This is a genomic window from [Collinsella] massiliensis (assembly GCF_002161605.1).
In the GTDB taxonomy this organism is placed as follows: Bacteria; Actinomycetota; Coriobacteriia; order Coriobacteriales; family Coriobacteriaceae; genus Enorma.
Map to the genome: position 1 here is coordinate 1 of NZ_NFIE01000007.1, position 26,142 is coordinate 26,142.

At 67.4% G+C, this 26,142-nt stretch carries 26 protein-coding genes; 1 reads left to right on the top strand and 25 read right to left on the bottom strand.

Going from position 1 to position 26,142, the window contains the following annotated elements:
• The first annotated feature begins 133 nt into the window (after window positions 1-133).
• Window positions 134-1,261, top strand: coding sequence for a hypothetical protein (locus B5G02_RS10055; RefSeq protein ID WP_143758283.1), 1,128 nt, complete (start codon window positions 134-136; stop codon window positions 1,259-1,261).
• 245 nt (window positions 1,262-1,506) lie between these two features.
• Here the strand turns inward: B5G02_RS10055 and tsf are convergent, their stop codons facing one another.
• From tsf to rpmA, 25 genes are all read right to left on the bottom strand, one after another.
• A complete protein-coding gene (gene tsf, locus B5G02_RS03830) occupies window positions 1,507-2,379 on the bottom strand; it encodes a translation elongation factor Ts (protein WP_019238550.1) in 873 nt (290 codons plus the stop codon).
• 78 nt (window positions 2,380-2,457) lie between these two features.
• Window positions 2,458-3,252, bottom strand: coding sequence for a 30S ribosomal protein S2 (gene rpsB / locus B5G02_RS03835; protein ID WP_094335259.1), 795 nt, complete (start codon window positions 3,250-3,252; stop codon window positions 2,458-2,460).
• A 222-nt stretch (window positions 3,253-3,474) separates the two neighbouring features.
• A complete protein-coding gene (locus B5G02_RS03840) occupies window positions 3,475-4,425 on the bottom strand; it encodes a tyrosine recombinase XerC (protein ID WP_094335260.1) in 951 nt (316 codons plus the stop codon).
• Window positions 4,422-5,765, bottom strand: a complete 1,344-nt coding sequence (gene trmFO, locus B5G02_RS03845; RefSeq protein WP_094335261.1) for a methylenetetrahydrofolate--tRNA-(uracil(54)-C(5))-methyltransferase (FADH(2)-oxidizing) TrmFO — start codon at window positions 5,763-5,765, stop codon at window positions 4,422-4,424. Before trmFO ends, B5G02_RS03840 begins: the two co-directional genes overlap by 4 nt.
• A gap of 20 nt (window positions 5,766-5,785) precedes the next feature.
• Complete coding sequence (locus B5G02_RS03850; RefSeq protein WP_094335262.1) at window positions 5,786-6,721, bottom strand: DNA-processing protein DprA; 936 nt, start codon at window positions 6,719-6,721, stop codon at window positions 5,786-5,788.
• Window positions 6,721-8,232: a YifB family Mg chelatase-like AAA ATPase gene (locus B5G02_RS03855; RefSeq protein ID WP_094335263.1), complete on the bottom strand. Its 1,512-nt coding sequence runs from the start codon at window positions 8,230-8,232 to the stop codon at window positions 6,721-6,723. The genes B5G02_RS03850 and B5G02_RS03855 overlap by 1 nt, the downstream gene beginning before the upstream one ends.
• Window positions 8,232-8,729 (bottom strand): YraN family protein, encoded by a 498-nt coding sequence (locus B5G02_RS03860; RefSeq protein WP_094335264.1) that lies wholly within the window; start codon window positions 8,727-8,729, stop codon window positions 8,232-8,234. The genes B5G02_RS03855 and B5G02_RS03860 overlap by 1 nt, the downstream gene beginning before the upstream one ends.
• 164 nt (window positions 8,730-8,893) lie before the next feature.
• Window positions 8,894-9,682 carry a ribonuclease HII gene (locus B5G02_RS03865; RefSeq protein WP_094335265.1) on the bottom strand — a complete coding sequence of 263 codons (789 nt, stop codon included), beginning with the start codon at window positions 9,680-9,682 and terminating at the stop codon, window positions 8,894-8,896.
• 114 nt (window positions 9,683-9,796) lie between these two features.
• Window positions 9,797-10,138, bottom strand: a complete 342-nt coding sequence (gene rplS / locus B5G02_RS03870; RefSeq protein WP_019238540.1) for a 50S ribosomal protein L19 — start codon at window positions 10,136-10,138, stop codon at window positions 9,797-9,799.
• A gap of 171 nt (window positions 10,139-10,309) precedes the next feature.
• On the bottom strand, window positions 10,310-13,057 hold the full coding sequence (ppdK, locus tag B5G02_RS03875; protein WP_094335266.1) for a pyruvate, phosphate dikinase: 2,748 nt from the start codon (window positions 13,055-13,057) through the stop codon (window positions 10,310-10,312).
• 235 nt (window positions 13,058-13,292) lie between these two features.
• Window positions 13,293-14,153 (bottom strand): pyruvate, water dikinase regulatory protein, encoded by an 861-nt coding sequence (locus tag B5G02_RS03880; RefSeq protein WP_094335267.1) that lies wholly within the window; start codon window positions 14,151-14,153, stop codon window positions 13,293-13,295.
• Window positions 14,154-14,312: 159 nt separating this feature from the next.
• A complete protein-coding gene (gene glyS, locus B5G02_RS03885; protein ID WP_094335268.1) occupies window positions 14,313-16,406 on the bottom strand; it encodes a glycine--tRNA ligase subunit beta in 2,094 nt (697 codons plus the stop codon).
• A gap of 2 nt (window positions 16,407-16,408) precedes the next feature.
• Complete coding sequence (locus B5G02_RS03890) at window positions 16,409-17,317, bottom strand: glycine--tRNA ligase subunit alpha (RefSeq protein ID WP_094335269.1); 909 nt, start codon at window positions 17,315-17,317, stop codon at window positions 16,409-16,411.
• A gap of 51 nt (window positions 17,318-17,368) precedes the next feature.
• Window positions 17,369-17,929 carry a signal peptidase I gene (lepB, locus tag B5G02_RS03895; RefSeq protein ID WP_019238535.1) on the bottom strand — a complete coding sequence of 187 codons (561 nt, stop codon included), beginning with the start codon at window positions 17,927-17,929 and terminating at the stop codon, window positions 17,369-17,371.
• A 9-nt stretch (window positions 17,930-17,938) separates the two neighbouring features.
• The gene (gene trmD / locus B5G02_RS03900; protein WP_019238534.1) at window positions 17,939-18,760 is read right to left on the bottom strand and encodes a tRNA (guanosine(37)-N1)-methyltransferase TrmD; all 822 of its coding nucleotides are present in this window, start codon (window positions 18,758-18,760) and stop codon (window positions 17,939-17,941) included.
• Window positions 18,751-19,332: a ribosome maturation factor RimM gene (locus B5G02_RS03905; protein ID WP_071784307.1), complete on the bottom strand. Its 582-nt coding sequence runs from the start codon at window positions 19,330-19,332 to the stop codon at window positions 18,751-18,753. The genes trmD and B5G02_RS03905 overlap by 10 nt, the downstream gene beginning before the upstream one ends.
• 23 nt (window positions 19,333-19,355) lie before the next feature.
• On the bottom strand, window positions 19,356-19,640 hold the full coding sequence (locus B5G02_RS03910; RefSeq protein WP_019238532.1) for a KH domain-containing protein: 285 nt from the start codon (window positions 19,638-19,640) through the stop codon (window positions 19,356-19,358).
• Between the two features lie 5 nt (window positions 19,641-19,645).
• Window positions 19,646-19,999 carry a 30S ribosomal protein S16 gene (gene rpsP / locus B5G02_RS03915; protein ID WP_094335270.1) on the bottom strand — a complete coding sequence of 118 codons (354 nt, stop codon included), beginning with the start codon at window positions 19,997-19,999 and terminating at the stop codon, window positions 19,646-19,648.
• 202 nt (window positions 20,000-20,201) lie between these two features.
• Window positions 20,202-21,485, bottom strand: coding sequence for a DNA polymerase IV (dinB, locus tag B5G02_RS03920; protein WP_094335271.1), 1,284 nt, complete (start codon window positions 21,483-21,485; stop codon window positions 20,202-20,204).
• A gap of 96 nt (window positions 21,486-21,581) precedes the next feature.
• Window positions 21,582-22,355, bottom strand: a complete 774-nt coding sequence (locus B5G02_RS03925; protein WP_094335272.1) for a transposase — start codon at window positions 22,353-22,355, stop codon at window positions 21,582-21,584.
• A 190-nt stretch (window positions 22,356-22,545) separates the two neighbouring features.
• Entirely contained in the window at window positions 22,546-23,046 is a 501-nt protein-coding gene (gene rsfS / locus B5G02_RS03930; protein WP_094335273.1) for a ribosome silencing factor, read from the bottom strand.
• Between the two features lie 11 nt (window positions 23,047-23,057).
• Window positions 23,058-23,711, bottom strand: coding sequence for a bis(5'-nucleosyl)-tetraphosphatase (symmetrical) YqeK (yqeK, locus tag B5G02_RS03935; protein WP_094335274.1), 654 nt, complete (start codon window positions 23,709-23,711; stop codon window positions 23,058-23,060).
• Window positions 23,712-23,713: 2 nt separating this feature from the next.
• A complete protein-coding gene (nadD, locus tag B5G02_RS03940) occupies window positions 23,714-24,394 on the bottom strand; it encodes a nicotinate-nucleotide adenylyltransferase (protein WP_094335275.1) in 681 nt (226 codons plus the stop codon).
• Between the two features lie 69 nt (window positions 24,395-24,463).
• Window positions 24,464-25,801 (bottom strand): GTPase ObgE, encoded by a 1,338-nt coding sequence (obgE, locus tag B5G02_RS03945; protein WP_094335276.1) that lies wholly within the window; start codon window positions 25,799-25,801, stop codon window positions 24,464-24,466.
• Window positions 25,802-25,878: 77 nt separating this feature from the next.
• Complete coding sequence (rpmA, locus tag B5G02_RS03950; protein WP_094335277.1) at window positions 25,879-26,136, bottom strand: 50S ribosomal protein L27; 258 nt, start codon at window positions 26,134-26,136, stop codon at window positions 25,879-25,881.
• Window positions 26,137-26,142 lie beyond the last annotated feature (6 nt).

A 26,142-nucleotide genomic window follows, 5' to 3' on the forward strand; every position in this document is an offset into this window, starting at 1 on the left:
CCACTCTCCCTTGCGAGGTCGCCTCGGGCGCCCCAACTGCCATGCCGGCATCCCTGCCCGCCAGATTCTGCATTGCACCAAAGCATCCGGTATCCGGCTCTCAGATGCAACGACTTAAAGATAGGAGTGCGCCATGAAGAACAAAACGAACTTTGATCGTCGGCATGCCCTTGGATTGCTTGCATCGATTCCGGTACTTTTGACACGTCCTGTTTTTGCGTACGCAGAGGACGATTCAACGAAATGCGCGTCAGAAAATCAAGTCCCCTTCTCGAAGGAAAATGCGTCGGCCGCTGCCTTAAACTTAGCAGCTACTTTTGGAATCGCAGACCTGGTATGTTCTGAGATTATCCCGTTGTTTAACGAGGATGATTGCTTTATTGGATATATTGTTACCCTTAGAAAAAATGACAATCCTAATGGCTACGTCGTTTTGGATAGAACATCCGAAAACCTATTTACAGACTTCTCTTTCGCTGCTAATTCTCGGCCGCCTATAATTGTCGATGAACAATTTAATCTACCTAACAGCCATAGCCTTGATGAAACCGAAAATGCGCAAACGTTTGGAGCTGCGACTAAAATTTCGCCGTTTGAGTATCGAGTAAAACCGTATTACCCTGTCGATACGTTAGATTCTGAAACAATTTTGGATGACTACACTATTTCAGCAGACTATATATTTAGCAGTGGCAAGGTTACATATATGAAGACCTGGCCTCAATACTACGGTATTGAGTCGGATCAATTTATTCTTGATTGCGGTAGATATGCATGCGCAGTCGTTGCTTGCTATGTTTTATTAGGCTTTTTAGTAAATTATACAAGCCCTGATGGCGGTGTTAATAAGGCCGTATTTGATCAGCTTTGGACATATACAAACACGAAAGAGTATATCGATGAAGTGCTTGGCATTCCTTGCGGAGCAACTGGGCTTGAAGACGCAACAAAAGGACTTGCAAAGTATTGCAACGATAAATATGGAAAATACGGTAATTACCAGGTGTACGATCAGGTAACGCCAGCTGTAATTACTGACGCAATTGACAAGGAATATGGATGTCTGCTCTCTGTCAGACGGCAAGGGTTTGTCCCGCATGCATGTGTGGTTGAGGGGTATGTAAAAGCGACAATGCCTAACGGACTAAATGCAACTTACTTCATTATATACGACGGCTGGTATTCCCCTGGACGTTATGTTGACTTAACTCCATACCAACATGAAACAAGCTATCCGTTTGGGGCAGGATTAATTAAATGAACATGAAGCCAAGTCCAAATCAGATTGCCGCCATCTTGATTAGCTGCTTACTGATATGCGTCATCGCATTGGCGTGCTATTCATGCAGCAATCAGGACGAGATCATCTTCGATTCGAGACCGATGCTTAACAACGCGCGGTAAAAGTACCGACGTTTCAAAATAGTTCGCGCCCGCCCCCATAATGCGTTATGGGGGCGGGCGCGAAACAGTTGACTGTAAACTCTATAAACTAGACTAAAGCGCTTACGCGTCGCCGCGGGCGATGCGGTCGAAGGCGACGATCTGGATGGTGTCGCCGAGCTCCTTGCCGACCTTATCGGCGTACTTGGCGATGGTGAGGTCGCCGTCCTTGATGAAGGCCTGCTCGGTGAGGACGACCTCCTTGTAGAACTTCTCGAGGCGGCCGGTGGCGATCTTCTCCTGGATGGCCTCGGGCTTGCCGGACTCAGCGGCCTGGGCCTTGTAGATGCTCATCTCGTGCTCGACGGTCTCGGCGGGCACGTCCTCGCGACGGGCGCAGATGGGCGCCACGGCCGCGACCTGCATCGCGACGTCGTGCGCGAAGGCCTTGAAGGCCTCGGCCTGGGCGGTCTCGGGCTTGTCGAAGGAGAACTCGACGAGGACGCCGATCTTGCCGCCCATGTGGACGTAGCTCGAGCAGGCGCCGTTCTCGGCCTTGCGATAGGCGAAGCGGTTGATCTTCATGTTCTCGCCGATGACGTGAATGAGCTCGGTAAGCGCGGCCTCGACGGTCTCGCCGTCCATGTCGGTGGCGAGGAGCGCCTCGACGCTCTCGGGCTCGGTCGTGGCAACGACCTCGGCGAGCTTAGCGGCGAAGCCAGTGAACTTGGGGTTGGAACCCACGAAGTCGGTCTCGCAGGCGACCTCGACGAGCGCGGCGAGCTTGCCGTCCTCGGAGACGTAAGCGCCGATGGCGCCCTCGTTGGTGGCGCGGCCGGCCTTCTTCGCGGCGGCGGCGAGGCCGTTCTTGCGAAGGATGTCGACGGCCTTCTCCATATCGCCCTCGGCCTCGACGAGCGCCTTCTTGCACTCCATCATGGGCGAGTCGGTCATGTCGCGGAGCTCCTTGACCTGGGCGGCGGTGATGTTTGCCATGAGCGGATCCCTTCTATGAGATGCGGGTGATGAGACGCCCGCCCCGGTTGCCCCGGGACGGGGATGCGTTCGGGCGGGTTACTCGGCGGGAGCGGCCTCGGTCTCGGTGACGGCGACCTCGACGACAGCCTCCTCGGCGGGAAGCTGCTCGGCGGCCATCTCGGCCACGGTGACCTCGGGCTTGTCGCTGCCGGCGAGGCAGGCGTCGGCCATGAGCTCGCACATGAGCGTCACCGAGGAGATGGCGTCGTCGTTGCAGGGGATGCCGATGCCGTTGGTCGCCTCAATCTCATCGGGGTCGGAGTTGGTGTCGATGAGGGCGATCACGGGGATGTTGAGGCGACGGGCCTCCTTGATGGCGTTCTCCTCGCGCTTCGTGTCGATGACGAAGAGCGCGGCGGGCAGACCCTTGAGGTCGCGGGCGCCACCGAGGTTGGCCTGGAGCTTCGCGAGCTCCTTGGTGAGCACGGACTGCTCCTTCTTGCCGCGGAGCGCCATGGAGCCGTCCTCGACCATGGTCTCGAGCTCCTCCATGCGGTTGATGCGCGAGCGGATGGTCACGAAGTTCGTGAGCATGCCACCGAGCCAGCGCTGGTTGATGTAGGGCATGCCGCAGCGCTCGGCGGCGGCGCGCACGGGCTCCTGGGCCTGCTTCTTGGTGCCGACGAAGAGCACCTTGCCGGAGCGGGCGGCGTTGCGGATGAAGCTGTAGGCCTTGTCCGCGTTGACGATGGTCTGCTTGAGGTCGAGGATGTAGATGCCGTTGCGCTCGCCGAAGATGTAGGGCTTCATCTTCGGGTTCCAGCGGCGGGTCTGATGGCCGAAGTGGCAACCGGCCTCGAGCAGGGTGCGGATGTTGATCTTGGTAGCCATGTAAACCTCCTGTGGTTCTGCCTCCGCGCGGGGTCATCCCTTCCCCACCACCCGGGTCTTCGCTACCAGGGCCCGGGCACCACGGCAGGAAGGTAGCCGCGCGTGCGTGATACGGTACGTCGCCGAATCGGCAACGCACGGTATGATAGCAGCATCCGCCCCATATTCCAAGCCCGGAATCGCGTGCGTGCGAGATATCCGCGGATCGGCCACGAGCCTCGCTCAGCCGCGGGGATGCGCCTGGTGGACGGCGCCCTTCAGGCGCTCGGGCGTGAGGTGCGTGTAGAGGGTCGTGGTCGAGAGGCTCGCGTGCCCGAGGAGCTCCTGGACGCTCCGGAGGTCCGCTCCGCCTGCGAGCAGGTCGGTCGCGAACGTGTGCCGCATGACGTGGGGCGTCACGTCCGCGGGCAGGCCCGCCGCGCGGCAGAGGATCCGGAAGCGGTACCTGAGGGCGTTCGCATCCATGCGTCGCCCCCGGCTCGAGATGAAGAGCGCGCGCTGAGCGGCGTCCGCGTGCCCCGAGGCGCGCAGGAGCTCGGGCCTCCCCTGCTCCTCATAGCGGGAGACGGCGTCGAGCGCGCGGTGGTACACCGGGACGATCCGCTCCTTCGAACCCTTGCCGAAGAGGCGCACGGTGCGCGTCGAGCGGTCGATGTCTTCGATATCGAGCCGTGCGAGCTCGGAGATGCGCGCGCCCGTCGCATAGAAGAGCTCGAGCATCGCGGCATCGCGCAGGCCCGCCGGGGTGGTGGTATCCGGCGTCGCGAGCAGGCGGGTCATGTCGGCGGCGGTGATCGTCTGGGGCAGGTTCCGGGGGATCTTCGGCATCTGGATGGACGAGGCCGCCTCATGCTCGACGACGCCCTCGAACTGCGCCCAGCGGAAGAACGACCGGAGCGCGGAGAGGCGCGCCGCGATGGTGCGCGGAGCGTAGCGCGCCCGCTTCAGGTCGGCGAGGTAGCGCCGGAAATCGTGCGCCCCGGCGGCGAGCCCGTCGATGCCGTGGCGCGCGCACCACAGGCCGAAGGCCTCGATATGGCCCTCATAGGCGCGCACCGTCTCCGGCGAGCAGCCAGCGACGCGCGCGATGTAGGCGATGAACGCATCGAGCGCCTCGGCAAAGCGCGCGTCGAGCTCCGCGTCCGCCTCCCCTTCGCACTGTTTCGCGCTCATGGGCGCGCCACCGCCGCATCGAAGAGGTCGGGGCGGGTCGCGATGTAGCCGTCGAGGTCGCGCAGGGCGCGCTCGGCATAGGCGTGGTAGCGTTCGCGCTTGCCCCGCTTCACGCCGTCGGTGAGCGGCGGCACGAGGCCGAAGTTGACGTGCATAGGCTGGTAGTCCTGCGTCTCGGGGTCGGTCGCATACGCGACGAGCGCCCCGAGCGCGCCCGTCGCGGGCAGCGCGACCGGGTCGGCGCCGATGAGGTCCGCGTAGGTGTTGAGCGCGGCCAGGAGCCCCGAAGCGATGGCCTCGGTGTACCCCTCCGTCCCCGTGATCTGGCCAGCGAAGCGCACTGTGGTGCCGGGTACCGCGAAGGTGCGGTCGAGCACGTGGGGCGCATCGATGAAGGTGTTGCGGTGCATGACGCCGTAGCGGAAGAACTCGGCCTGCTCCAAGCCGGGGATCATGTGGAACACGCGGCGCTGCTCGGGGAAGGTCAGGTTCGTCTGGAAGCCGACGAGGTTATAGGCGCTGCCCTCCCGGTTCTCCGCACGCAGCTGGATGGCCGCCCACGGGCGTCGCCCGGTGCGCGGGTCGGTGAGCCCCACCGGCTTCATGGCGCCGAACCGCAGGGCATCGTGCCCGGTGCGCGCCACCTCCTCGGCGGGCTGGCACGCCTGGAAGAGCCCGCCCTTCTCGAAGTCGTGCAGCACGACGCGGTCGGCGGTGACGAGCGCGTCGATGAAAGCGTCGTATTCGTCCTTCGTGAAGGGCGCGTTGAGGTAATCGCCCGCGCCCTCCTCGCCGTAGCGCGACTGGCTGAAGAGCACGGAGCGATCGATCGTCGAGGCGTCGACGATGGGCGCCGCCGCATCGAAGAACGACAGGGCGTCTCCGCCCACGAGCGCATGGATCTTCTCCGAGAGCGCGGGCGAGCAGAGCGGTCCCGCGGCGATGACGCAGCGCCCCTCGGGGATATCGAGAGCCTCGGCGCGCACGAGCTCGATGGCGGGGCATGCCTTGACGCGCGCCTCCACGAGCTCCGAGAACCGCGTGCGGTCGACCGCGAGCGCGCCACCGGCCGGAACGGCGGCCTCCTCCGCGCACGCGAGCAGGGAGGAGCCCATGCGCGCGAGCTCGAGCTTGAGGAGACCCGCCGCGCTCTCGAAGCGCGTGGACTTGAAAGAGTTCGAGCACACGAGCTCAGCGAGGCCGGCCGTCGCATGCGCGGGCGAGGGCGTCCGGGGGCGCATCTCCACCAAGCGCACGGGCACCCCGCGCGCCGCGAGCGCGAGCGCGCACTCGCTTCCCGCGAGCCCGCCGCCGATAACCGTCACCGTCTCAAAAGCCATGTATGTCCTCCTTCGTTGAATCACCCCCTATTGTGGCCGAAGGTCGTCCGCTCGTGAAGCTCCTCCTTGGTAGGAGCATATCGGCCGTCGCGGAGCTGTTCGATGCGCCCCTCGATCACGAGCGCGCCGAGGAATTCCATGCAGCCGCGCGCGTCGAGGCCGATGAGCCGGGCAACCTCGTCCGAGCGCAGGGGTGAGGCCACGAGCGCGGATATGACGCGTCCCACCCGCTCGTCCTCCTCCACAGGACCCGTCGCCGGCCCGTGCGAGAACCGGAGCGTCCCGAAGATGCGCGAGATGGCAACCTCGAGCGCCTCCTCATCGGAGATGCAGCACGCGCCGGAAGCGATGAGGTAGTTCGATCCCCTCGAGTTCGGTGAGAAGATCGAGCCCGGCACCGCGAGCACCTCGCGCCCGATTGCGTCGGCCGCCTCCGCCGTGGAGAAGGTACCCGAGGGCATACCCGCCTCGCCGACGAACACCGCCCGTGCGAGCGCCGCGATGACGCGGTTGCGGCGCGGGAACAGGTACGGCCGGGGATCGCAGCCCCAGGGCACAAGCGACACGACCGCCCCGCCGGTGGCGAGCGCTCGCTCGATGAGGGGCGCGCTCGTCCGCGGGTAGACGACGTCCGCGCCGCACCCAAGCACGATGATGTGCTTCCCGTCCTGGCGGAGTGCCTCCCAGCCCGCGCATTGGTCGCACCCGAGCGCGCCGCCCGAGATGACGGTGAGCCCCGAGGCGACCGCGATGCGCGCGGCGAGCTCCGTCACCGCGGCCCCGTAGGGCGTTATGCGGCGCGTCCCCACGATGGCGAGGCCGGGGGCGGCGAGCACCTCGGGGTCCCCGCGGACGTAGAGGCGCTCCGGCGGATCCGAAAGGTCGAGGAGCGCGGGCGGGTAGAGCGCATCGCCCGGTGCGAGCTCCCGGCGAACATCAAGGTTTCGAGCATCCATTACGCCGCACCTCCCCGGTACATCGCTGCCTCGAGCACATGCGCGCGCCCGACTTCCGCGGACTCGTCGATATCCGCGATCGTCCGCGCGATGCGGCAGAGACGCTTGATGCCCCTCCCCGTGACGTGGAGCCGCTTCGATATGCCAAGGAGGGTGTCCGTCGCCTGGCCATCGAAGGAGAAGCCCTCGATGGCGCGGTCAAGCGCGGAGCCGCACGCGGGCTTGTCGATGCGGGCTGCCGCGCGCTCCCGCTCGGCGCGATACGCCCGGCCGCGGGCTACCATATCGCCCAGGTCCGCGGTTGAGAGCCCCTCGGCTCCCTTGATGATGAGCTCGGGCTCCGGGCGATGCACGTCGATGACGATGTCGATGCGGTCGATGAGGGGCCCCGCGAGCTTGGCGCGGTAGCGCTCGATGGCGCTCGCCGAGCAGCTGCACGGCACCTCGCGGTCGCCCAGATAGCCGCACGGGCAAGGGTTGCTCGCTGCGAGGAGCTGGAACCGCGAGGGGAACGCGTACGTCCCATCCACCCGCACGATGCGCACGCAGCCCTCCTCCATGGGTTGGCGCAGCATCTGGAGGACGTGCGCCGGGAATTCCGCGAGCTCGTCGAGGAAGAGCACGCCGCCATGCGCGAGGCTGATCTCGCCCGGCCGCACCGGCCTCCCGCCGCCGACGAGCCCGGCCGACGAGATGCTGTGGTGCGGGCTGCGGAACGGACGCCTGCCGGCGAGCAGACCTGAGAGGTCCTCGCCTGCGACCGAGTGGATGCAGAGGGCATCCTGCTGCTCGGCGCCCGCGAGGGCGGGCAGGATCGTCGTCATGCGGCGCGCGAGCATCGTCTTGCCCGAGCCTGGCGTCCCGACCATGAGCATGCCGAGCTCTCCCGCCGCGGCGACTGCCATCGCACGCTTGGCCTGCTCCTGTCCCACGACGTCGGCGAAATCGAGGGTGTCCGGCAGGGCGTTCGGAGCGAGCATGGCCTCCGGGGGAAGCTCGGCCGCGGCACCGATGCCCGCGCGGAGGCGCCCGATATGCGCGAGCGCCGCGTGCGAGCAGCCCGGCAGCGCGAGCTCGGCGAGCGGGCCGGCGCCGATGAGGCGAAGCCCCTGCTCACGGGCGAGGATCTGGTACGCGATCGCGCCGCGGACCGCGCACACCGTCCCGTCGAGCGCGAGCTCGCCCACGAAGAGGCAGTCGTCGAGCCCCTGTCGGGGAATCTGCCCGGATATGGCGAGGATGGCCACCACGATGGGCAGGTCGAGCCCCGAGCCCGTCTTGCGCATATCGCCGGGCGCGAGGTTGACCGTGATGCTGCAGCGCGGAACCTCGAACCCGGCGCTCCGCATCGCGCCGCGCATGCGCCCGCGGGCATCGAGGATCGTCAAGTCCGGCATGCCGATGATCGAAAGCGAGGGCAGGCCGCCGCCGAGCGCGACCTCGACCGTCACGGGAACCGCCTCGACGCCGCGCAGACAGGCCGCATGCACGGCGAACACCCGCCCGGACATCAGTCCGCCTCCCAATCGAAGACGCTGTAGAAGTGCTTGATGCTCGCTTCCATGCCGGAGCGGAACACGATGCTCACCACATCGAAGCGGATGGCCATGACAGGGAACCGGTCCATGAGGTAGCAGGAGGCGATCCTGCGGTAGCGCTCGCGCTTGCGCGCGTCCACCGCCTCCTCCGGGCGCAGGTCGTCCCGGGCTCGGGCGCGCCGCGACTTGACCTCGACGAGCACGATCTCGTTCGATTCGAAATCGTAGGCGATGAGGTCGGCCTCGCCTTCCGCGCAGCGGTAGCCATGCTCCAAGATGTCGTAGCCGCGTTCCTCGAGATAGCTCGCGGCGATGAGCTCGCCCGTCGCCCCGACCTGCTGCGGCGTCATATCGGCGAGCGTATCCGTCGCGGGCGCCGCATCTGAGCGCTGAGCCTCGACAGGCGCCTGTTCCTCAGTGTCCGTGGGAAACCCGTCGCTTGCCCCGCGCCGCTTCGTCTTCCGTCCCATGGTGCGCTCCCTCCACTCGGTGTGGAGCCATCATCCATGGGTCATCCGACAGAAATCCCGGTGCTTCTGGCACGAACCTGGCAGGAACCTTGCACGGGGCTGGCACCTCGACCAAACGCCGAGCTCACGCAAGCGCGCACATCGTCACAACAGCCATACCAGTGCTAAAAGAGGCGCCGCGTCTCCAGAAAGTTTCCACAGAAGCTCACGCGGTGCTCCTCGGTGAGCCCGTGGGCGCGGATCGCGGCGATGTGCTCCGGGGAGGCGTAGCCCTTGGATTCCGCGAAATGGTAGCCCGGATAGAGCGCGTCGAGCTCGACCATGTGCGCGTCGCGCGCGACCTTCGCGACGATCGAGGCGGCGGCGATGCAGGCCACGCGCGCGTCCCCGTGCACGATGTCGCGCTCGTGCGGCACCGCGCCGAGCGGGTTTCCGTCCATGAGCACGCATGTAGGCGTGAGCCCGGTATCGCGCACCGCGCCCGCGACCGCCTCGCGGAGCGCCGCGGCCATGCCGATGTCGTCGATGCGATGCGCGGGAACATGGTAGAGCCCGATCCCCTGGGCGACCTCGGCGATGCGCGCGGCGAGCACCTCCCGCCGCGAGGGCGTGAGCTTCTTGGAATCGTTCAGCCCCCAGATGATGGGCTCGCTCGGCAGGCAGACGGCGCACACCGTGAGCGGCCCCGCGACAGAGCCGCGGCCGACCTCGTCGACGCCGATGACGACGCCCTCACCGCCGAGCTCGCGCATCTCCCGGTACATGAGCTCCACGCGCTCATGCTCCGCCTGCTCGCGTCCCAGGCGCCGCCGGGCGCGCTCCACGGCCTGCTGCACCTGCTTGCGCGGGTCGGAGGCATAGCGCTCGCACAGGGCGGGAAGCTCCTCTATGGTCGCGCTTCCCAGCACCGCGGCGACGTGCGCGGCCGAAAGCGAGCTCGTCTGATTCGCCATGAGGCACCTTCCTCCACAGAGCCTGCGCTGCGCCCCGCCGCTCGGGCGAGGCAGCACGCATACAGAAGAAAAAAGGCCGCCCCAAAGGACGGCCTTCGCGTGCGAGGATATCGCTTAGCGCTTCTCGGGGATGCGCGCAGCCTTGCCCACGCGGTCGCGCAGGTAGTAGAGCTTGGCGCGGCGCACGCGACCATGGCGCACGACCTCGAGCTTGGCGATCTTGGGGCTGTGGAGCGGGAAGGTGCGCTCGACGCCCACGCCGAAGGAGATCTTGCGAACGGTGAAGGTCTCACGCGAGGAGCCGCCGCTCATGCGGATGACGTCGCCCTGGAAGACCTGGATGCGCTCGCGGTCGCCTTCCTTGATGCGGTAGTGCACCTTGACGTTGTCGCCGACGCGGACCTGCGGGATGTCCTCGCGGATCTGCTGGCGCTCGATTGCGCGGATGTAGTCCATTTCAAATCCTCACTCTAATCCAGAGGTGCCGCACCCGTGAGCCGGCACATGGGTTTGCCAAACGTTGCAATTATACACAGACCGCCCAGCCCCGCAAGGGAGAAAACGCCCGCCGCGGGGAAATCACCACGTTCACGCACCGCCGCGTCCCTCGAGCCTGGTCGCCCCTTCTCAGCGCACCGGTTCGGCGAGCTTCGCCTGCGCCGCCGCGAGCCGCGCGATGGGCACGCGGTACGGCGAGCACGAGACGTAGTCCACGCCCGCGGTGTTGAAGAGCCCGCGGATGGAGGCCGGGTCGCCGCCGTGCTCGCCGCAGACGCCGCAGTGCATCGCGGGCTTCACGGAGCGCGCCTTCTCCACGGCCATGCGGACGAGCTCGAGCACCGCCTTGTCGATGGTCTCGAACGGGTTCTTCTCCACGAGTTTCCTGTGCAGGTAGACGGGCATGAACTTGGATTCCGCGTCGTCGCGCGAGAAGCCGAAGGTCGTCTGCGTGAGGTCGTTCGTGCCGAAGCAGAGGAAGTCCGCGCTGCGGGCGATCTCGTCGGCGGTGAGGCAGGCGCGGGGCAGTTCGAGCATCGTGCCCACGGGGATGTCGAGCGCCACGCCGAACTCCGCGGCGACCTCGGCGATGACCTGCTCGCACACGGCGCGCATCTGCACCTGCTCGGTGGCGAGCGCCACGAGCGGCACCATGACCTCGGGCCGGGGGTCGAGCCCCTCGTCGCGGATGAGCGTCGCCGCCGCGCTCGCCACAGCGCGTACCTGCATGAGCGGGAGCTCGGGGAACACGAACGACAGGCGCACGCCGCGCAGGCCCAGCATCGGGTTCATCTCGGCCATGCCGTCGATGCGGCGAAGGCGTGCGCGCAGGGGCGCGAGCTCGGCTTCCGGCGCGCCCGCGGCCTCGCGCCGCGCGATGTCCACCTCGAGCTCGCGCGGGGCGTCGAGGAACTCGTGGAGCGGCGGGTCGATGAGGCGCACGACCACGTCGCGACCGTCCATGGTGCGAAACATCTTGAGGAAATCGCCCGTCTGCACCGCGAGGAGGTCGGAGAGCGCTTGCTCGCGCACCGCGGGGTCGTCGCTCAGGATGAACGTCTGGATGATGTTCTTCCGCTCGCCGAGGAACATGTGCTCCGTGCGGCAAAGCCCGATAGCCTCCGCCCCGAACCCGAGCGCGCGCTCAGCATCCTCGGGGTTGTCGGCGTTCACGCGCACGTGATACGGGTGCGTGTTGCCGGGGCGCAGGCGGATCTCGTCTGCCCAGGAAAGGATCGTCTCAAGGTCGCCCGTGAGCTCGACCGAGACGAGCGGCACGGCGCCCGCGACCACGATGCCCTCGGTGCCGTCGATGGAGATGACGTCGCCCTCGCGGAGCACGATATCGGTGCCCGCGACGCGCGCCTCCTTCGCCGCCGCGTCGATCTGGATGGCCTCCGCGCCGCAGACGCAGGGCGCCCCCATGCCGCGCGCGATGACTGCGGCGTGGCTCGTCTTGCCGCCATGGCTCGTGAGGATGCCCTCCGCGGCGACCATGCCCTTGAGGTCGTCGGGGTTCGTCTCCCAGCGCACGAGGATGACCTTGCGGCCTTCGGCCACCGCGGCGACCGCGTCATCGGAGCTGAACACGACCTCGCCCACCGCGGCGCCCGGGCTCGCGTTCAGGCCGCGCGCGAGCACCTCGAAGTCCGCGCTCGCATCGAACTGCGGGTGGAGCAGTTGGTCGAGCTGGGCGGGGTCGATCCGCCGCACGGCCTCCGCGCGGTCGATGAGCCCCTCCTCGACCATGTCGATGGCGATGCGCAGCGCCGCCTGCGCGGTGCGCTTTCCCACGCGGGTCTGGAGCATCCAGAGCTTGCCCTGCTCGATGGTGAATTCGATGTCGCACATGTCGTGGAAATGCCCCTCGAGGATCTGGAAGATCCGCTCGAGGTCCGCGGCCGCCTGGGCGAGCGCGGGGTACTCCCCCATCTTCTGGATGGGCTCGGTGTTGCGGATGCCCGCCACCACGTCCTCGCCCTGCGCGTTCACGAGGAAGTCGCCGTAGCGCTCGCGCGCGCCGTTGGCGGGGTTGCGCGTGAAGGCCACGCCGGTCGCCGAGCTCTCGCCCTTGTTGCCGTAGGCCATGGCCTGCACGTTCACCGCCGTGCCCAGGTCGTCGGGGATGTCGTTCGCCTTGCGGTAGATGCAGGCGCGCTCGTTCATCCAGCTGCCGAAGACCGCCTCGATGGCGAGCTTGAGCTGGACCGCCGGATCCTGGGGGAAGGCGATGGCGCCGTCGACGATGAGCTCCGGGTGCTCCGCGGCCGAGACGTTCGCGCGAAAGATGCCCTTGAACTCCTCCACGAGCTCATGCAAGTCGTCGGCGGACAGCTCGGCGTCGGTGCGCACGCCCGCGATGAGGCGCTTATCGGTGAGCGCGTTCTCGAAGAGCTCGGCGTCGACACCCATGACGACGTCGGAGAACATCTGGATGAAGCGGCGGTACGAATCCCATACGAAATGGGGGTCGCCCGTCTGCGCGATGAGCCCCTGGGCAGACGCGTCGTTGAGGCCGAGGTTGAGCACCGTGTCCATCATGCCCGGCATGGAGAACGGCGCGCCCGAGCGCACGGACACGAGGAGCGGGTCGCGCGCATCGCCCAAGCGCTTGCCCATGCGCTCCTCGAGGTCGCGCGTGGCGGCCTCGATCTCGTCGAGTGCGCCGGCGGGCCAGACGTTGCCCGCGTCCGCGTACTCCATGCAGGTCTGGCAGGTGATGGTGTACCCGCCCGGCACCGGCAGGCCGATGCGGCACATCTCGGCGAGGTTCGCCCCCTTGCCGCCGAGCATGTACTTCATGCTCGATGCGCCCTCCGTCACATCGACCCCGTTCGCATCGCTCCCGAACCGGTAGACGCGCTTCGTATCGCTCACGATACTCCCCCTTTCGACGGCCGCAGCCGTGAATCGTGGTACGACAAAGCCCATCGGGCGATGGGCTCAGCGCGAGTATACGAAAGGGTTCGAAAGCGCGTTTGCAAACGATATGAAGCACGGTTGACGGTATGAAAGCGACGGTGAGCGGGTGGCAAAGTGGATGCTTTATGAAGATACCAGTTATGGTTTTCCCAGCATATGATAGGTATGTGAAGGACACTTTTCAGCTCTGTTACGCCAGTTTCGAACCCTTGCGCTCCCGGTGCTCCCGTGCCCGCTCGATGCGCTCGAGGTGACCTGTGATCTCGGCCGCGGACTCCTCGACCGCCTTGCCGTCGGTGCGCACCACGAAGCAGCCCAGGCGGCGATACAGCGCGCGGGCCATCTCGAGCTCCACCTCGATGTGCTCGGGGTCGGCATAGCTTGCGGCCACGGCGCGCGCGAGGCCGTCACCCAGGCGCCGCTCGCGGATGTCGTGGACGACCGGCGCGGTCGAGAGCAGGCCGAAGACGCGTGCGGGGTCAAGCGAGAAGATCGCTGCGGGCGGCTCGATGCCGAGCGCGAGCGGGATGTTCGCCACGCGGTACCCCTGCAGGGCGAGGTACATGGAGAGCGGCGTCTTCGAGGTGCGCGAGATGCCCAACAGCACGAGGTCGGCCTTGGAGAGGTCATCGGCGCCCCGCCCGTCATCGTGCTCCACGAAATACTCCATGCAGGCGATGCGCTGGAAATAGCTGTCGTCGGTACGGTGGATGATGCCGGGGACGCCCAAGGGGGCAAGCCCCGTAAGCGCGGAGATGGCGCCCATCGCCGGGCCCATGAGGTCCACCGCCGGCACGTTGAGGCGCTGGAGCAACGCGTCGACCGCGCGCCGCAGCTCCGCGTCCACGATGGTATGGAAGACGGCGAAGCGCGCTCCCGCAGCGATATGCGGCGCGAGGTAGGACTCGACCTGCTCGATGCGCTCGACCTTCGGCAGGCGCGCGATGGCGATGGCGCCCTCGGGGAACTGTCCGGCGGCCGCGAGGACGACGTCGCACGCGGTATCGCCCAAGGCGTCCGAGATCACATGCACGGTAGCCGCGCTCTCCATGCTGTCCCCTCTCCTCACCGGTCGACCGGGATGGGTTGGTTGGGGACGTGTTCCTTCCAACCCATCGCCCGAAACACCGTAGGTTGCGCCGAATCCGGCGCACGCGATGGGTTGGAAGGAACACGTCCCCAACCAACCCATCCCAAAGCTGATGCGCGGCTACTTCTTGCGGGCGAGCTCGCCGATGTTCGCGACGCCGGCGAAGACAGCCTCGAAGCGGTTGAGCAGGCGCAGGCGGTTCTCGCGGAGCGCCATGTCCTCGTCCATGACCATGACGTCGTCGAAGAAGTGGTCGATGGGCTCGCGCAGGGCGGCGAGGGATGCGATGACGGCCGCGAAATCCTTTTCAGCGAGCGCCTGCTCCACGGTATCGCGCGCGGCATCCGTGGCCAGGAGCAGCGAGCGCTCCGCCTCGCCCATCAGTGCCTCGTCGACATCGGTGCCGAGCGACGCATCGGCCAGGTGGCTCGCGCGGGCGTAGGCCGTGGCGAGGTTCTCGAACGTCTCGGCATCGTCGCGGCGCGCGTCCTCGAGCGCATGCGCGAGCGCGAAGTAATCGACGGGCGCGGAGACGTCGCCGGCGGATACGGCCGCCACGGTATCGGGCGCGAGCCCCTCGTCGCGCGCCATCTGCTCCATGCGCCCCTTGATGAAGGCGCACACGGCGGACGCGACCTCATCGGCATCGAAGTCGATGCCCTGCTCGGCATAGGCCTCGAGCGCGGGCGGGACGAGTTCCTCGTACCCGCACTTCAAGCGCGTACGGAGGATGTTGAGCACGCCGATGGCGCTGCGGCGGAGCGCGAAGGGGTCCTTCGAGCCCGTGGGCGGCTCGCCGATGGCGAACATGCCGGCGATGGTATCGAGCTTGTCGGCCACCGCGACGATGCACCCCGCGATGCCCTCGGGCAGGTCGTCACCGGCGAAGCGCGGGCGGTAGTGGTCGCGGATGGCGGCGGCAACCTCGTCGGACTCGCCGGCAGCCTTCGCGTAGTAGCCGCCCATGACGCCCTGCTGGCTCGTGAACTCGATCACCGCGGACGAGACGAGGTCCGCCTTGGCGAAGTGCGCCGCGCGCTGGGCATCGCTCGCGGCATGCGCGCCCACGCGCGCCGCATGGGCGATCGCGAGGGAGAGGTCCTCGATGCGGTCGGATTTCTCGAGCACGGAGCCGAGCTTCTCCTGGAAGGCGACCTCGGCCAGGCGCGCGCGGAACTCCTCGAGCGGCACCTTCAGGTCCTCGTCGTAGAAGAACTTCGCGTCGTAGAGGCGGGCGCGCACCACGCGCTCGTTGCCATCGATGATGCGCTCGGCGCACTCCGACCGCCCGTTAGACACCACGACGAACTCGCGGGTGAGGTCGCCCGCAGCGTCATAGATGGGGAAATAGCGCTGGTTCGAGAGCATCGAGTCGCAGATGATCTCGTTGGGCACCTTGAGGAACTCCTCATCGAACGCGCCCACGAGCACGGTTGGCCACTCGCAGAGGTTCACGACCTCGTCGAGCACCTTCTTGGGGGTGTCCACACGCGAGCCGGGGCGCTCGGCCTCGATACGCTCGATGCCCTCGGCGATCACCGCGCGGCGGCGCTCCTCGGAGAGCACGCCGGCCTCCTCGAGCACCTGCTCGTACACCTCGGGACGGGCGACCACATGCTCGCCGGGGCCGAGCACGCGGTGGCCGCGCGTCGTGTTGCCCGAGGTCACGTCGGCGTAGGTCACGGGGATGACCTCATCGCCCAAAAGCGCGCAGATCCAGCGGATGGGGCGGACGAACGTCTCGTGCGTGGAACCCCAGCGCTGGCTGCGGTAGTTCGGCCACTCGAGGTTCACGATGATGCTGTAGCAGAGCTCGGAGAGGATCGGGAGCGCCGGCGCGGCGGGGATGTCCTTCTCGGCGAACACGTACTCGCGGCCGTCCGTGTCCTCGCGGCGCACGAGGTCGAACGCAGCCACGCCGCACTTGCGGGCGAAGCCCTCGGCGGCCTTGGTGGGCGCGCCCTCCGCATCGAAGGCGATCTGCGCCGCGGGGCCGCGCTTCACCTCGTGCACGGCCTCGGTCTCGGTCGCCACCTGCGCGAGGAGCGCGAGGCGGCGCGGCGAGGACACCGCGCGCACGTCGGAATAGGCAAGGCCGGCGGCGTCGAGGCCGCGGGTGAGCAGGCCGGGGAGCTGGCGCACCGCGTTCATGAGCGGGGCGGCGGGCATCTCCTCGCAGCCGATCTCGAACAAGAAGCTCCTGGTTTCGGCCATGCTTAGGCCACCTCCCCTTCCTCAGCGCGCGCGGGCTCGGCCGCGACCTCGGCGAGGTACGCCTCGCAGCAGGCCTTGGCGACCGTGCGCACGCGCAGGATGTAGTTCGCGCGCTCCACGGCGGAGAGCGCGCCGCGCGAATCGAGCAGGTTGAACGCGTGGCTGCACTTCATGACGCAGTCGTAGGCGGGAAGCGGCAGCCCGGCATCGAGGCAGGAATGGCACTCCGCCTCGTAGTCGTTGAACTTCTGGCGCATCATCTCGACGTTCGCGACCTCGAAGTTGTACGCGGAGAACTCGCGCTCGTTCTCGAGGAACACGTCACCGTAGGTCATGGGCGTGCCATCCGGCAGGTAGCTCCACACGAGGTCGTACACGGAGTCGACGCCCTGCACGTACATGGCGAGGCGCTCCAGGCCGTAGGTGATCTCCACGGGCACCGGGTCGACCTCGATGCCGCCCACCTGCTGGAAGTAGGTGAACTGCGTGATCTCCATACCGTTCAGCCAGACCTCCCAGCCCAGGCCCCAGGCGCCGAGCGTCGGGCTCTCCCAGTCGTCCTCGACGAAGCGCACGTCGTGCTCGGCAGGGTCGATGCCGATGGCCTTGAGCGAGTCGAGGTAGAGTTCCTGGCTGTTCTCGGGCGAGGGCTTGAGCAGCACCTGGAACTGGTAGTAATGCTGCAGGCGGTTGGGGTTCTCGCCGTAGCGGCCGTCGGCGGGACGGCGGCAGGGCTGCGCGTAGCACGTGCGCCACGACGCCGGGCCGAGCGAGCGCAGCGTGGTGGCGGTGTGGAACGTGCCGGCGCCCACCTCGGAGTCGTAGGGCTGCATGATCACGCAGCCCTGCGCGCCCCAGTAGCGCTGGAGCGTGAGAATGATGTCTTGGAACGTTTGCACGGATCTCTCCATACCTCGACTACCCCCTTGGTTCACATGAGCTGGATGGTCGTTCCGGGCGCATCAGACGAGGCCGAAACGGTTGAGCGGCCAATACCGGAACACCACGACCCCGATGAGGTCGTCCTCCGGGACGGCGCCGAAATAGCGTGAATCGGCCGAGTTCTCGCGGTTGTCGCCCATCACCCACACGCACCCCTCGGGCACCGTGTAGGGGAAGCCCACGCTCACGCCCTCGGCCTGGGCGGCGAGCGGGTACGACTCCCCTTCCGCATAGGGCTCGTCGAGCGCCACGCCATCGACGTACACCACGCCGTCCACGAGGTCGACCGTCTGGCCGGCCGTCGCGATGACGCGCTTCACGAGCACGTCGTGCTCGGAGGTGCCGTCGGGGTTGCGGAAGACGACGATATCGCCCGGCTGCACGTCCATCCTCAGGTTCACGGTGAGCTTCTGGGCGAAGATCTGGTCGCCGACTTCGATCGTGGGCTCCATGGAACCCGTGGGCACGCGGTACGGCTCGATGACGAACATGCGGATGAAGATGAAGAACGCGAAGACGAGCGCGAAGGTGACGACCCACTCGAGGATGCCCCGTAAGAACGAATGCTGCTGCGGTAGCACGAGTACCTCCTAGTCCGAATCGCAGGCGACAAGGTCGCGGTGCGGCGGCGCCGGCTCGCACGCGGGATGCGGCGCGGGCGCGCATGCACCATGATAGCGTGCGATGAGCTCGCGGGCGCGGGCGCGCTCGTCGTCCGCAAGGTCCGCCGTGGCGATGAGGTCGGGCCGCCAGCGGCAGGTGCGCTCGATGGCGTCCGCCCGGCGCCAGGCGTCGACATTCGCGTGGTCGCCCGAGAGGAGCACGTCGGGCACGCCCCTGCCCTCGAACTCCGCGGGGCGGGTGTACTGCGCGTACTCCAGCAGGCCGCCGCCCGCGCCCGTGGCGAACGACTCGTCGACGCTGCTTAGGGCATCGCCGAGCGCACCGGGCAGCAAGCGCACGATGGCGTCCGTCACGACCATCGCGGGGAGCTCCCCGCCCGTGAGCACGTAGTCCCCGATGGAGAGGCGCTCGTCGGCGAGCTCGTAGGCGCGCTCGTCGATGCCCTCGTAGCGGCCGCACACGAAGAGGATGCGCTCCTCGCGGGCGAGGCGCTCGGCCGTCGCCTGGGTGAAGGGCGCGCCGCACGGCGTGAAGAAGACGACGTGCGGGACGGGGCCTGTGCCCGCGATGGCGCGGACCGCCTCGAAGATGGGCGGCGCCTTCATGAGCATGCCCTGGCCGCCACCGTAGGGCTCGTCATCCACGGTGCGGTGCCTATCGTGCGTCCAGTCGCGCAGGTCGTAGGCGCGAAAGTCGAAGATCCCGGCCGCGCGGGCGCGGCCGAGGATCGACGTCGACATGGCGGGCTCGAACATATCGGGGAAGACAGAGAGGGTCTCTATGAGCACGCGCCCTCACCCTCCCCGGTATGCGCAGCGGTTTCCTGCCCATCCGCGAGCTGCTCGGATGCGCGCGGGAGGAGCGCGGGGTCGATGAGGCCGTCCATGATGCGGACGGGGATGTCGCCCGTCTCGGGGATCTCGCGCACCACCTGGTCGATCACGGGCACGAGCACCTCGCCGAAGGCGCCCTCGACCTGCCACACGTCGTTCGCGGGCGTCTCGATGACCTGGACGATGGCGCCGAGGTCGCCGAAGCGCGCATCGGCGAGATGCCGGCCCAGGAGCTCCTCCCACGGCGCGTCGAGCGCCCCCAGTTCCACGTCGTCGCGGCGTGCGAGCACGTAGCAGTCGCGCACGGCCTCCGCGGCATCGATCGTGTCGATCCCGCTGAAGCGCACGCGGCCGCCCTGGGGGTCATCCGCCACCGCCTCGACGCGGCAGAAGCGATCGCGCCCGAGCGCGGGCGGCGTGAGCGCCACCTGGAGCCCCGGCTCGATACAAAAAGGAAGGCCACGTACCGGACGGACGATGACCTCCCCTGCACGCCCGTGCGGACGCACCACACGGGCTATGTTCATATATCGGTTCGACAACGCGTACCCTACCCGAGAACCTCGACCTCGACGGACGTGCCCAGGCGCGCGGCGAGCGCGCGGGCGAGGGTGCGGATGGCCTTGATGGTGCGCCCATGGCGACCGATGACCTTGGCGACGTCCGCATCGGCGACGGTGATCTCGATGACCGAGGCATCCGCGCCGTCGATGACCTCGAGGCTCACGGCATCCTCATCGTCGACGATGGAGAGCACGAGGTACTCAACCAGATCGGCTACGCGATCGGAGAGCTCGGCCTCGGTCGCGATGGGGCTCGCCTGCTCCTCGGCCACGGTTCCTACTCCTCGGTGGACTCAGCGGCCTCGGCGGCGGCAGCCTCGGCAGCCTTCGCGGCCTCGGCCTCCTTGGCGAGCTGCTTCTTGGACTTCTTGGCCTCGGCGGGAGCCTTCGGGCCCTCCTCGGCGGCCTTCATGAGCGCAGCGACGGCGTCGGTGAGCTGAGCGCCCTTGGCCTGCCACTCAGCGATCTTCTCGGTGTCGAGGCTGATCGTCTTGGGGCTGGTCAGCGGGCTGTAGCGGCCGACCTCCTCGATGAAGCGACCATCGCGGGGCGAACGGGAATCCGCGACGACGACGCGGTAGTACGGGCGTTTCTTAGAGCCGTGACGGGCAAGGCGAATCTTGACTGCCAATGAAAACTCCTCCAACCATGCAGCCCGCGGGCTGCGACTACAGACAAACAGGTTGTAATGATACGCCAACGGATGGAGCAGGTGAAGAGGCGCGTGCCAACTTCTTCGGTATATCCGCAGGCAGGTTCACATTCTACGCAAGATTCGCAAGAATGCAAGGAGGACGGAGCCGCTTCCCGAAAGGAACGGATGGCGCGGAGGATCAGTCGCGCGGCTTGTTCTGACCGAGGTACTTGTCCGGGCGCACGAGGTCGTCGCCGAAGCGCGCCGCACGGCCGAAGCCCACGGCGTCCGCCCCGAAGCGCTCGCGCACGCGGTCGACGGCGACCGAGAGGCCGCGACGGTCGCTCGCGACGGCGCCGCGCTCGTCCACCTCGCAGAACAGGTCGGTCTGCACGGGCTCCGCCGTCGCGAAGCCGCTCACCCCGATGCCGAGCAGGCGCACCGGTTGGCCCTCCGACCACACGCGGTCGAGCAGGTCGCGCGCCGCCGCGACGAAGATGTTCTCGTCGTCGGTGGGATGCGGCAGGCGACGCTGGGCGCTCCGGCCCTTGCCGTAGGCGTAGTGCACCTTGATGGTCACGGTGTGGCCGGCGAGCCCCTTGCGGCGGAGCCTGCGGCCGACGGATTCCCCCAGAAGCGCAAGGGCAGCCTCGATGTCGGCGCGGTCAGTGAGGTCGTGCGCGAAGGTGCGCTCGTTGCTCACGGATTTCACGTCGTCGGGGGCGTCGATGGCGGAGACGGCGCTCACCTCGCGTCCCGCGGCGCGCTGGCGCATGGCCTCGGCGTTGATGCCGAAGATGGGGCTGAGGCGCGCAAGCGGGGCCGCAGCGAGCTGGCCGAGCGTGCGGATGCCCACCCGGTGCAGCGCCTCCTCCGCCGAGGAGCCGATGCCGCTCATCGCGCGGACGGGCAGCGGCTCCAAGAAGCTCGCCTCGGTGCCCGGCGGCACGATGGTGAGGCCGCGCGGCTTGTCGCGGTCGCTCGCGATCTTTGCGACCGTCTTGTTCGGCCCCAGGCCGATGGAGCAGGTGATGCCGAGCTCGCTCACGCGGCTCGAGATACGCCGGACGATGTCGATGGGGTTCTCGCGCGAGTAGCGGCCGGGCGTGATGTCGAAGAACGCCTCGTCGATGGAGACCTGGTCCACGTAGGGCGTCTCGTCGGCCAGGATGGCCATGACCTGCGCGCTCATCTCGCGGTAGCGGTCGAAGTGGCCGTGCGTCCAGATGGCGTGCGGGCAGAGGCGCATCGCCTGGGCGGAGGGCATGGCGGAGTGGACGCCGAAGGGGCGCGCCTCGTAGGAGGCCGTCGAGACTACGCCGCGCTCGCCGGGCAGGCCGCCCACGATGACGGGCTTGCCGCGCCATTCGGGATGGTCGAGCTGCTCCACGCTCGCGAAGAAGGCGTCAAGGTCCATGAGGCCGATCGCCGGCCCCCGCCAATCCCCGAACAGCTCGAACACATCAAAAAGGGACGGGTTCAAAACGTTACCTTTTGCTACATTTGGGGACAGGCTTTGCTCGGAAGATTCGCGCCCGCACCCTTTCGATGGTACATCCATACCAGCAACCCCCTCCCCCTATGGCAACTTATCTCCGCGCCGCGCGACGCCCCGCGTCTCACGCGCGATCACCGCGCGCCCGATACCGGTCAAGCGCTCGATCTGCTTTACAGTGAGGCCGAAGGACCGAAGCTGTTGCAGCCCCTCGTTTCGGCGCGCGACGGCGAGCTCTTTGAGCTTCGCAGGGTCACCGCCTGCGAGCGCCGCCCGCGCGGCGACGAGCGCATCCTCATCGGCGACGCGCCCGTTCGAGCGCTCCACATAGCCCTCGAATCGCTTGTCCGCGCAGAGCGCGGCGAAGCCCCCGTAGTCGTCCATGAGCTCGCGAATCGACGGGGCATCGCAGAGCCCGAACGATCCCGCATACTCATGGTAGCTGCTCCACCTATACGAATCCGCACGCACCACCCCCGCGCGCTCGGGGTTCTCATGGATGTACCGCACCACGGCGAGCAGCTGGCGGTCGGATTCGATGGGAATGCTCTTGAACCTGCCCTGGAACACCGCGCCGACATGCCCCGTGCGCGCATTGAAGCGGAGCGCGTAGGCGGTCTCGAGCCCGTGCATGGCCTGCGACAGGCGCTGCAGCGGGTCTTCGACCAAGAGGTGCACGTGGTTGCTCATAAGGCACCACGCACCGAGGGAGACCTCCGCGTCCTCGAGGTGCTCCGCCATGAGCTGGCAGAAGCGCTCGCGGTCCGCGTCGTCCTCGAACAGCAGCTGCCGGCCGTTACCGCGCGCGATAACGTGATACCAGCCGGACCTCGATACCTGGCGTGCTGTTCGCGGCATAGGCCATCGCCGTCCCTTCCCTCGCCTCTCCCCTGCATAGCAGCGAGTCCCGGCGCTCTGGCTCCGGGACTCAATTCTAGCGGTTGGGGCGGACAAAACCGACGGCGCGGACGCGAGAAATCATTCCAATCCCGCCGCGCGAGAGCCTGTCCCCAAATGTAGCAAAAAGTAACGTTTTGAACCCGTCCCTTTATGAGAGGGTGAGGGTGAGGGTGGGGGCGTCGCCCCAGAGCTTCTCGAGGCGGTAGTAGTCGCGCGCCTCAGGCGTGAACACGTGCACGACGACCGAGCCGTAGTCCATGAGGATCCACGTGCGCTGGTCGCGTCCCTCGATGGAGAACGGGTGCTCGCCGTACGCCTCCGCGACCTTCTCCTCGACCTCGTCGACGATGGTGTCGACCTGGCGCGCGTTCGCACCGGTGGCAATCACGAAGTAATCGCACACATCGGAGAACTCGGTGAGGTCGATCGCGATGACATCCTCCGCCTTCTTGTCGAACGCGGCCTGCGCCGCCGCGCGCGCCACGTCCTCGGCTGCCACGCCGGAGGCGGAGCGGGATGCCGCGGTACGGTCGATCGAGGCGGGCGTCGCCTCGTCGGCGAAGGCGGCCTCGTCCGCACCGAGGGCGGCGTCGACCAGCACCTCGGACGCCTCGTCGGATACCTCGTTGAGCAGGGTGTCGTCTGCCATGGAATGCCTTTCTAACGGGTGCCCGCGCCGGCATCGGGCCGCGCGAGCGCATAACGGTTGTAGATGTCGATGGCCGTGGGATACAGGTACCGGCCTGTCTGGAGCACGTAGACGAGGCCCTGGGTGAAGCAGGCGAAGAAGAGCTCGGTGAGCGAGACCTCCCCTACCTGCGCGCGGAGCGCGTCGGCGTAGTCGCCGCGACGGTTCGGCTCGATCGCGTCGGCCACGAAGACCACCATGTCGAGTGGCGCCATGTCGGGCGCGCCCACCGTATGGCGGGCGATCGCCTGGAACACGGATCCGGGCAGCTCGCCGAAGAGCTCGGGAAGCTCGCGCGCGGCGACCGGGCCGTGCAGAAGCGGCGCCGCGAGCGCAGGCGACCCCGCGATCTCGATATGGTAGCGGATGGCCCGGCTCACGAGCTCCTCGTCGGGGAGCACCTTGTCCCAGTCGTGCAGCAGCCCCGCCGCGGTCGCGAGGAACGGGTCGACCTCGTAGGCGCGCGCGAGGCGGCAGGCGGTCTCGGCCACGCCGAGCGAATGCCGGTATCGCTTGCGCGCATCCTTCATGCGCACTCGGAGCAGCTCCTCGATGCGCTCGAGCGCGGCGAGCTCCTCCCCTGAGAACCCGAGCGCGCGCGCAACCGACATGCCCTCTTCGCCCATCGTCACGCACTCCTTTCGATAACGTCCACGTCCTGGTAGAGACGGTTCTTGCGGATATACCCCACGACCGATTCCGAGGTGAGGTAGCGGATGCTCCGGCCGAGCGCGACCCGCTGGCGGATGTTCGTCGAGCTGATCGCGAGCGCCGGAATCTCGATGTAGCGCACATCGAACGGGAAGCCCGAGGCCTCGATGCGCTCATGCGCCTGGGTGATGTCGTACCCTGGGCGCGTCGCGGCGATGAGCGTCGCGAGCTCCGCAATGTCTCCGGCGTCGCGCCACGATACGATGTCGAGGATGGCGTCCGCCCCCGTGATGAAGTAGAGCTTCACCGTATTGGGGTAGTGGGCGCGCAGGTAGCGTAGGGTGTCGGCCGTGTACGTCACGCCGGGGCGGTCGATCTCCAGACGGCTCGTGAAGAAGGCCTCGTTGGCCGCCGTGGCGAGCACGGTCATGGCGTAGCGGTCCTCTGGGGCGGAGACCCGCTGGTGGAGCTTGAACGCGGGCGCGCCCGCCGGCATGAACAGGACGAGGTCGAGGTCGAGCGCCTCGCGCGCTTGCTCGGCCGTGACGAGGTGGCCGTAATGGATGGGGTCGAACGTCCCGCCCATGATCCCCAGGCGATAGGTGCGCGCGGGGTCCTTGCCCACCTCGGGCAGCGCGACCGCTCGTGTTCCATCCATCCGTCCCAGCTCCTTGCACATCATCCGACGCAGCCGGATCGTGGTGAAACCCGACCTATCTGGATTCTATCAAATCTCATCTGGGTCTTCGGCGCCCTCGTAGGTGAACGCACGCCCGACGATGCGCACCTCGTCGCCGGGACGGCAGCCCGCCTCCTCGAGCGCGGCGTCCACGCCCATGCGGGCGAGGCGATGCTGCAGGTAGATGATGGCTTCCTCGTTCTCCCAGTCCGTCTGCACCACGAGGCGCTCAACCTGCGTGCCCGTGACGCGGTACGCGCCGGGCTCCTCGCAGATCACCTGGAACCGAGCCTCGCGCTCGCGGCGGCGGCGCTCCCAGCGCTCGTCGAAGGTGACGGGCGCGGCCTCGCTCGCGAGCTCGCTGCGGAGCTTGTCAACCATCTCGCCGCAGGCGAGCATAAGGGTGTTGAGCCCCGCGCCCGTGGCAGCCGAGACGGCGAAGAAGGGATGGCCGTCCTCGGTGGCCGCGCGTCGCAGCTCGGCCACGCGATCGGTCATACCGGAGACGTCGCACTTGTTCGCCACGACGATCTGCGGGCGGTCGGCGAGCTCGGAGGCATAGCGGCGCAGCTCCTCGTTGATGACGCGGTAGTCCTCGACGGGGTCGCGGCCCTCGAAGCCGCCCGTGATGTCGACGACGTGCATGATGAGGGCCGTGCGCTCGATATGGCGCAGGAACTCATGGCCGAGGCCCTTGCCCTCGCTCGCGCCCTCGATGAGGCCGGGGATGTCCGCGACGACATAAGAGTACTCGCCCGCGCGCACCACGCCGAGGTTCGGGACGAGCGTCGTGAACGGGTAGTCCGCGATCTTGGGGCGGGCGGCGCTCATGCGGGCGATGAGCGAGCTCTTGCCCACGGAGGGCAGGCCCACGAGCGCGGCGTCGGCCATGAGCTTCATCTCGAGCTCGATCCAATGCTCCTGGGCGGGCTCGCCGAGCTGCGCGAACGCGGGGGCGCGGCGCACCGAGGTGACGAAATGGGTGTTACCGAGGCCGCCCTGGCCGCCCGGTGCCACGACGACGCGCTCGCCGTCGTGCGTAAGGTCGGCGATCTCGTAGAGGGGCTCCATGGTCTCGGGGTCGAGCTCGCGCACGACGGTGCCCATGGGCACCGGGAGCACGAGGTCCTCGCCGTCGCGGCCGTCCTTGCGCGCGCCCTTCCCGTGCGTGCCGCGCTCGGCGTGGAAATGGTGCTTATAGCGGTAATCGATGAGCGACGACAGGCGCGCCGATGCCTGGATCACCACGTCGCCGCCGCGGCCGCCGTCGCCGCCGTCGGGGCCGCCCTTGGGGACGTGCGCCTCGCGACGGAACGACATGCAGCCGGCGCCGCCGTCGCCGCCGCGGACGTTGATTCGGCAGATGTCAGTGAACTGGGGCATCATGGGCCTTTCTTTACGAAAACGGGAGACCCCCGACTCATCAGGAGGCCTCCCGCACGATGCAAGCTATGAAGGGTCTGCTACGCGGTGGTAGCAGGAAGCACGCTCACGCGACGCTTGTCGCCGCGCTTGTACTCGACGGTTCCGTCGATGAGGGCGAACAGCGTATCGTCCTTGCCACGGCCCACGTTCGCACCGGGGTGGATGTGGGTGCCGCGCTGACGGACGAGAATCGTGCCCGCAGTGACGGTCTGGCCGGCGAAACGCTTGCAACCAAGACGCTGACCGCGCGAGTCGCGGCCATTACGGGAGGAACCGAGTCCTTTTTTGTGTGCCATCTCTCG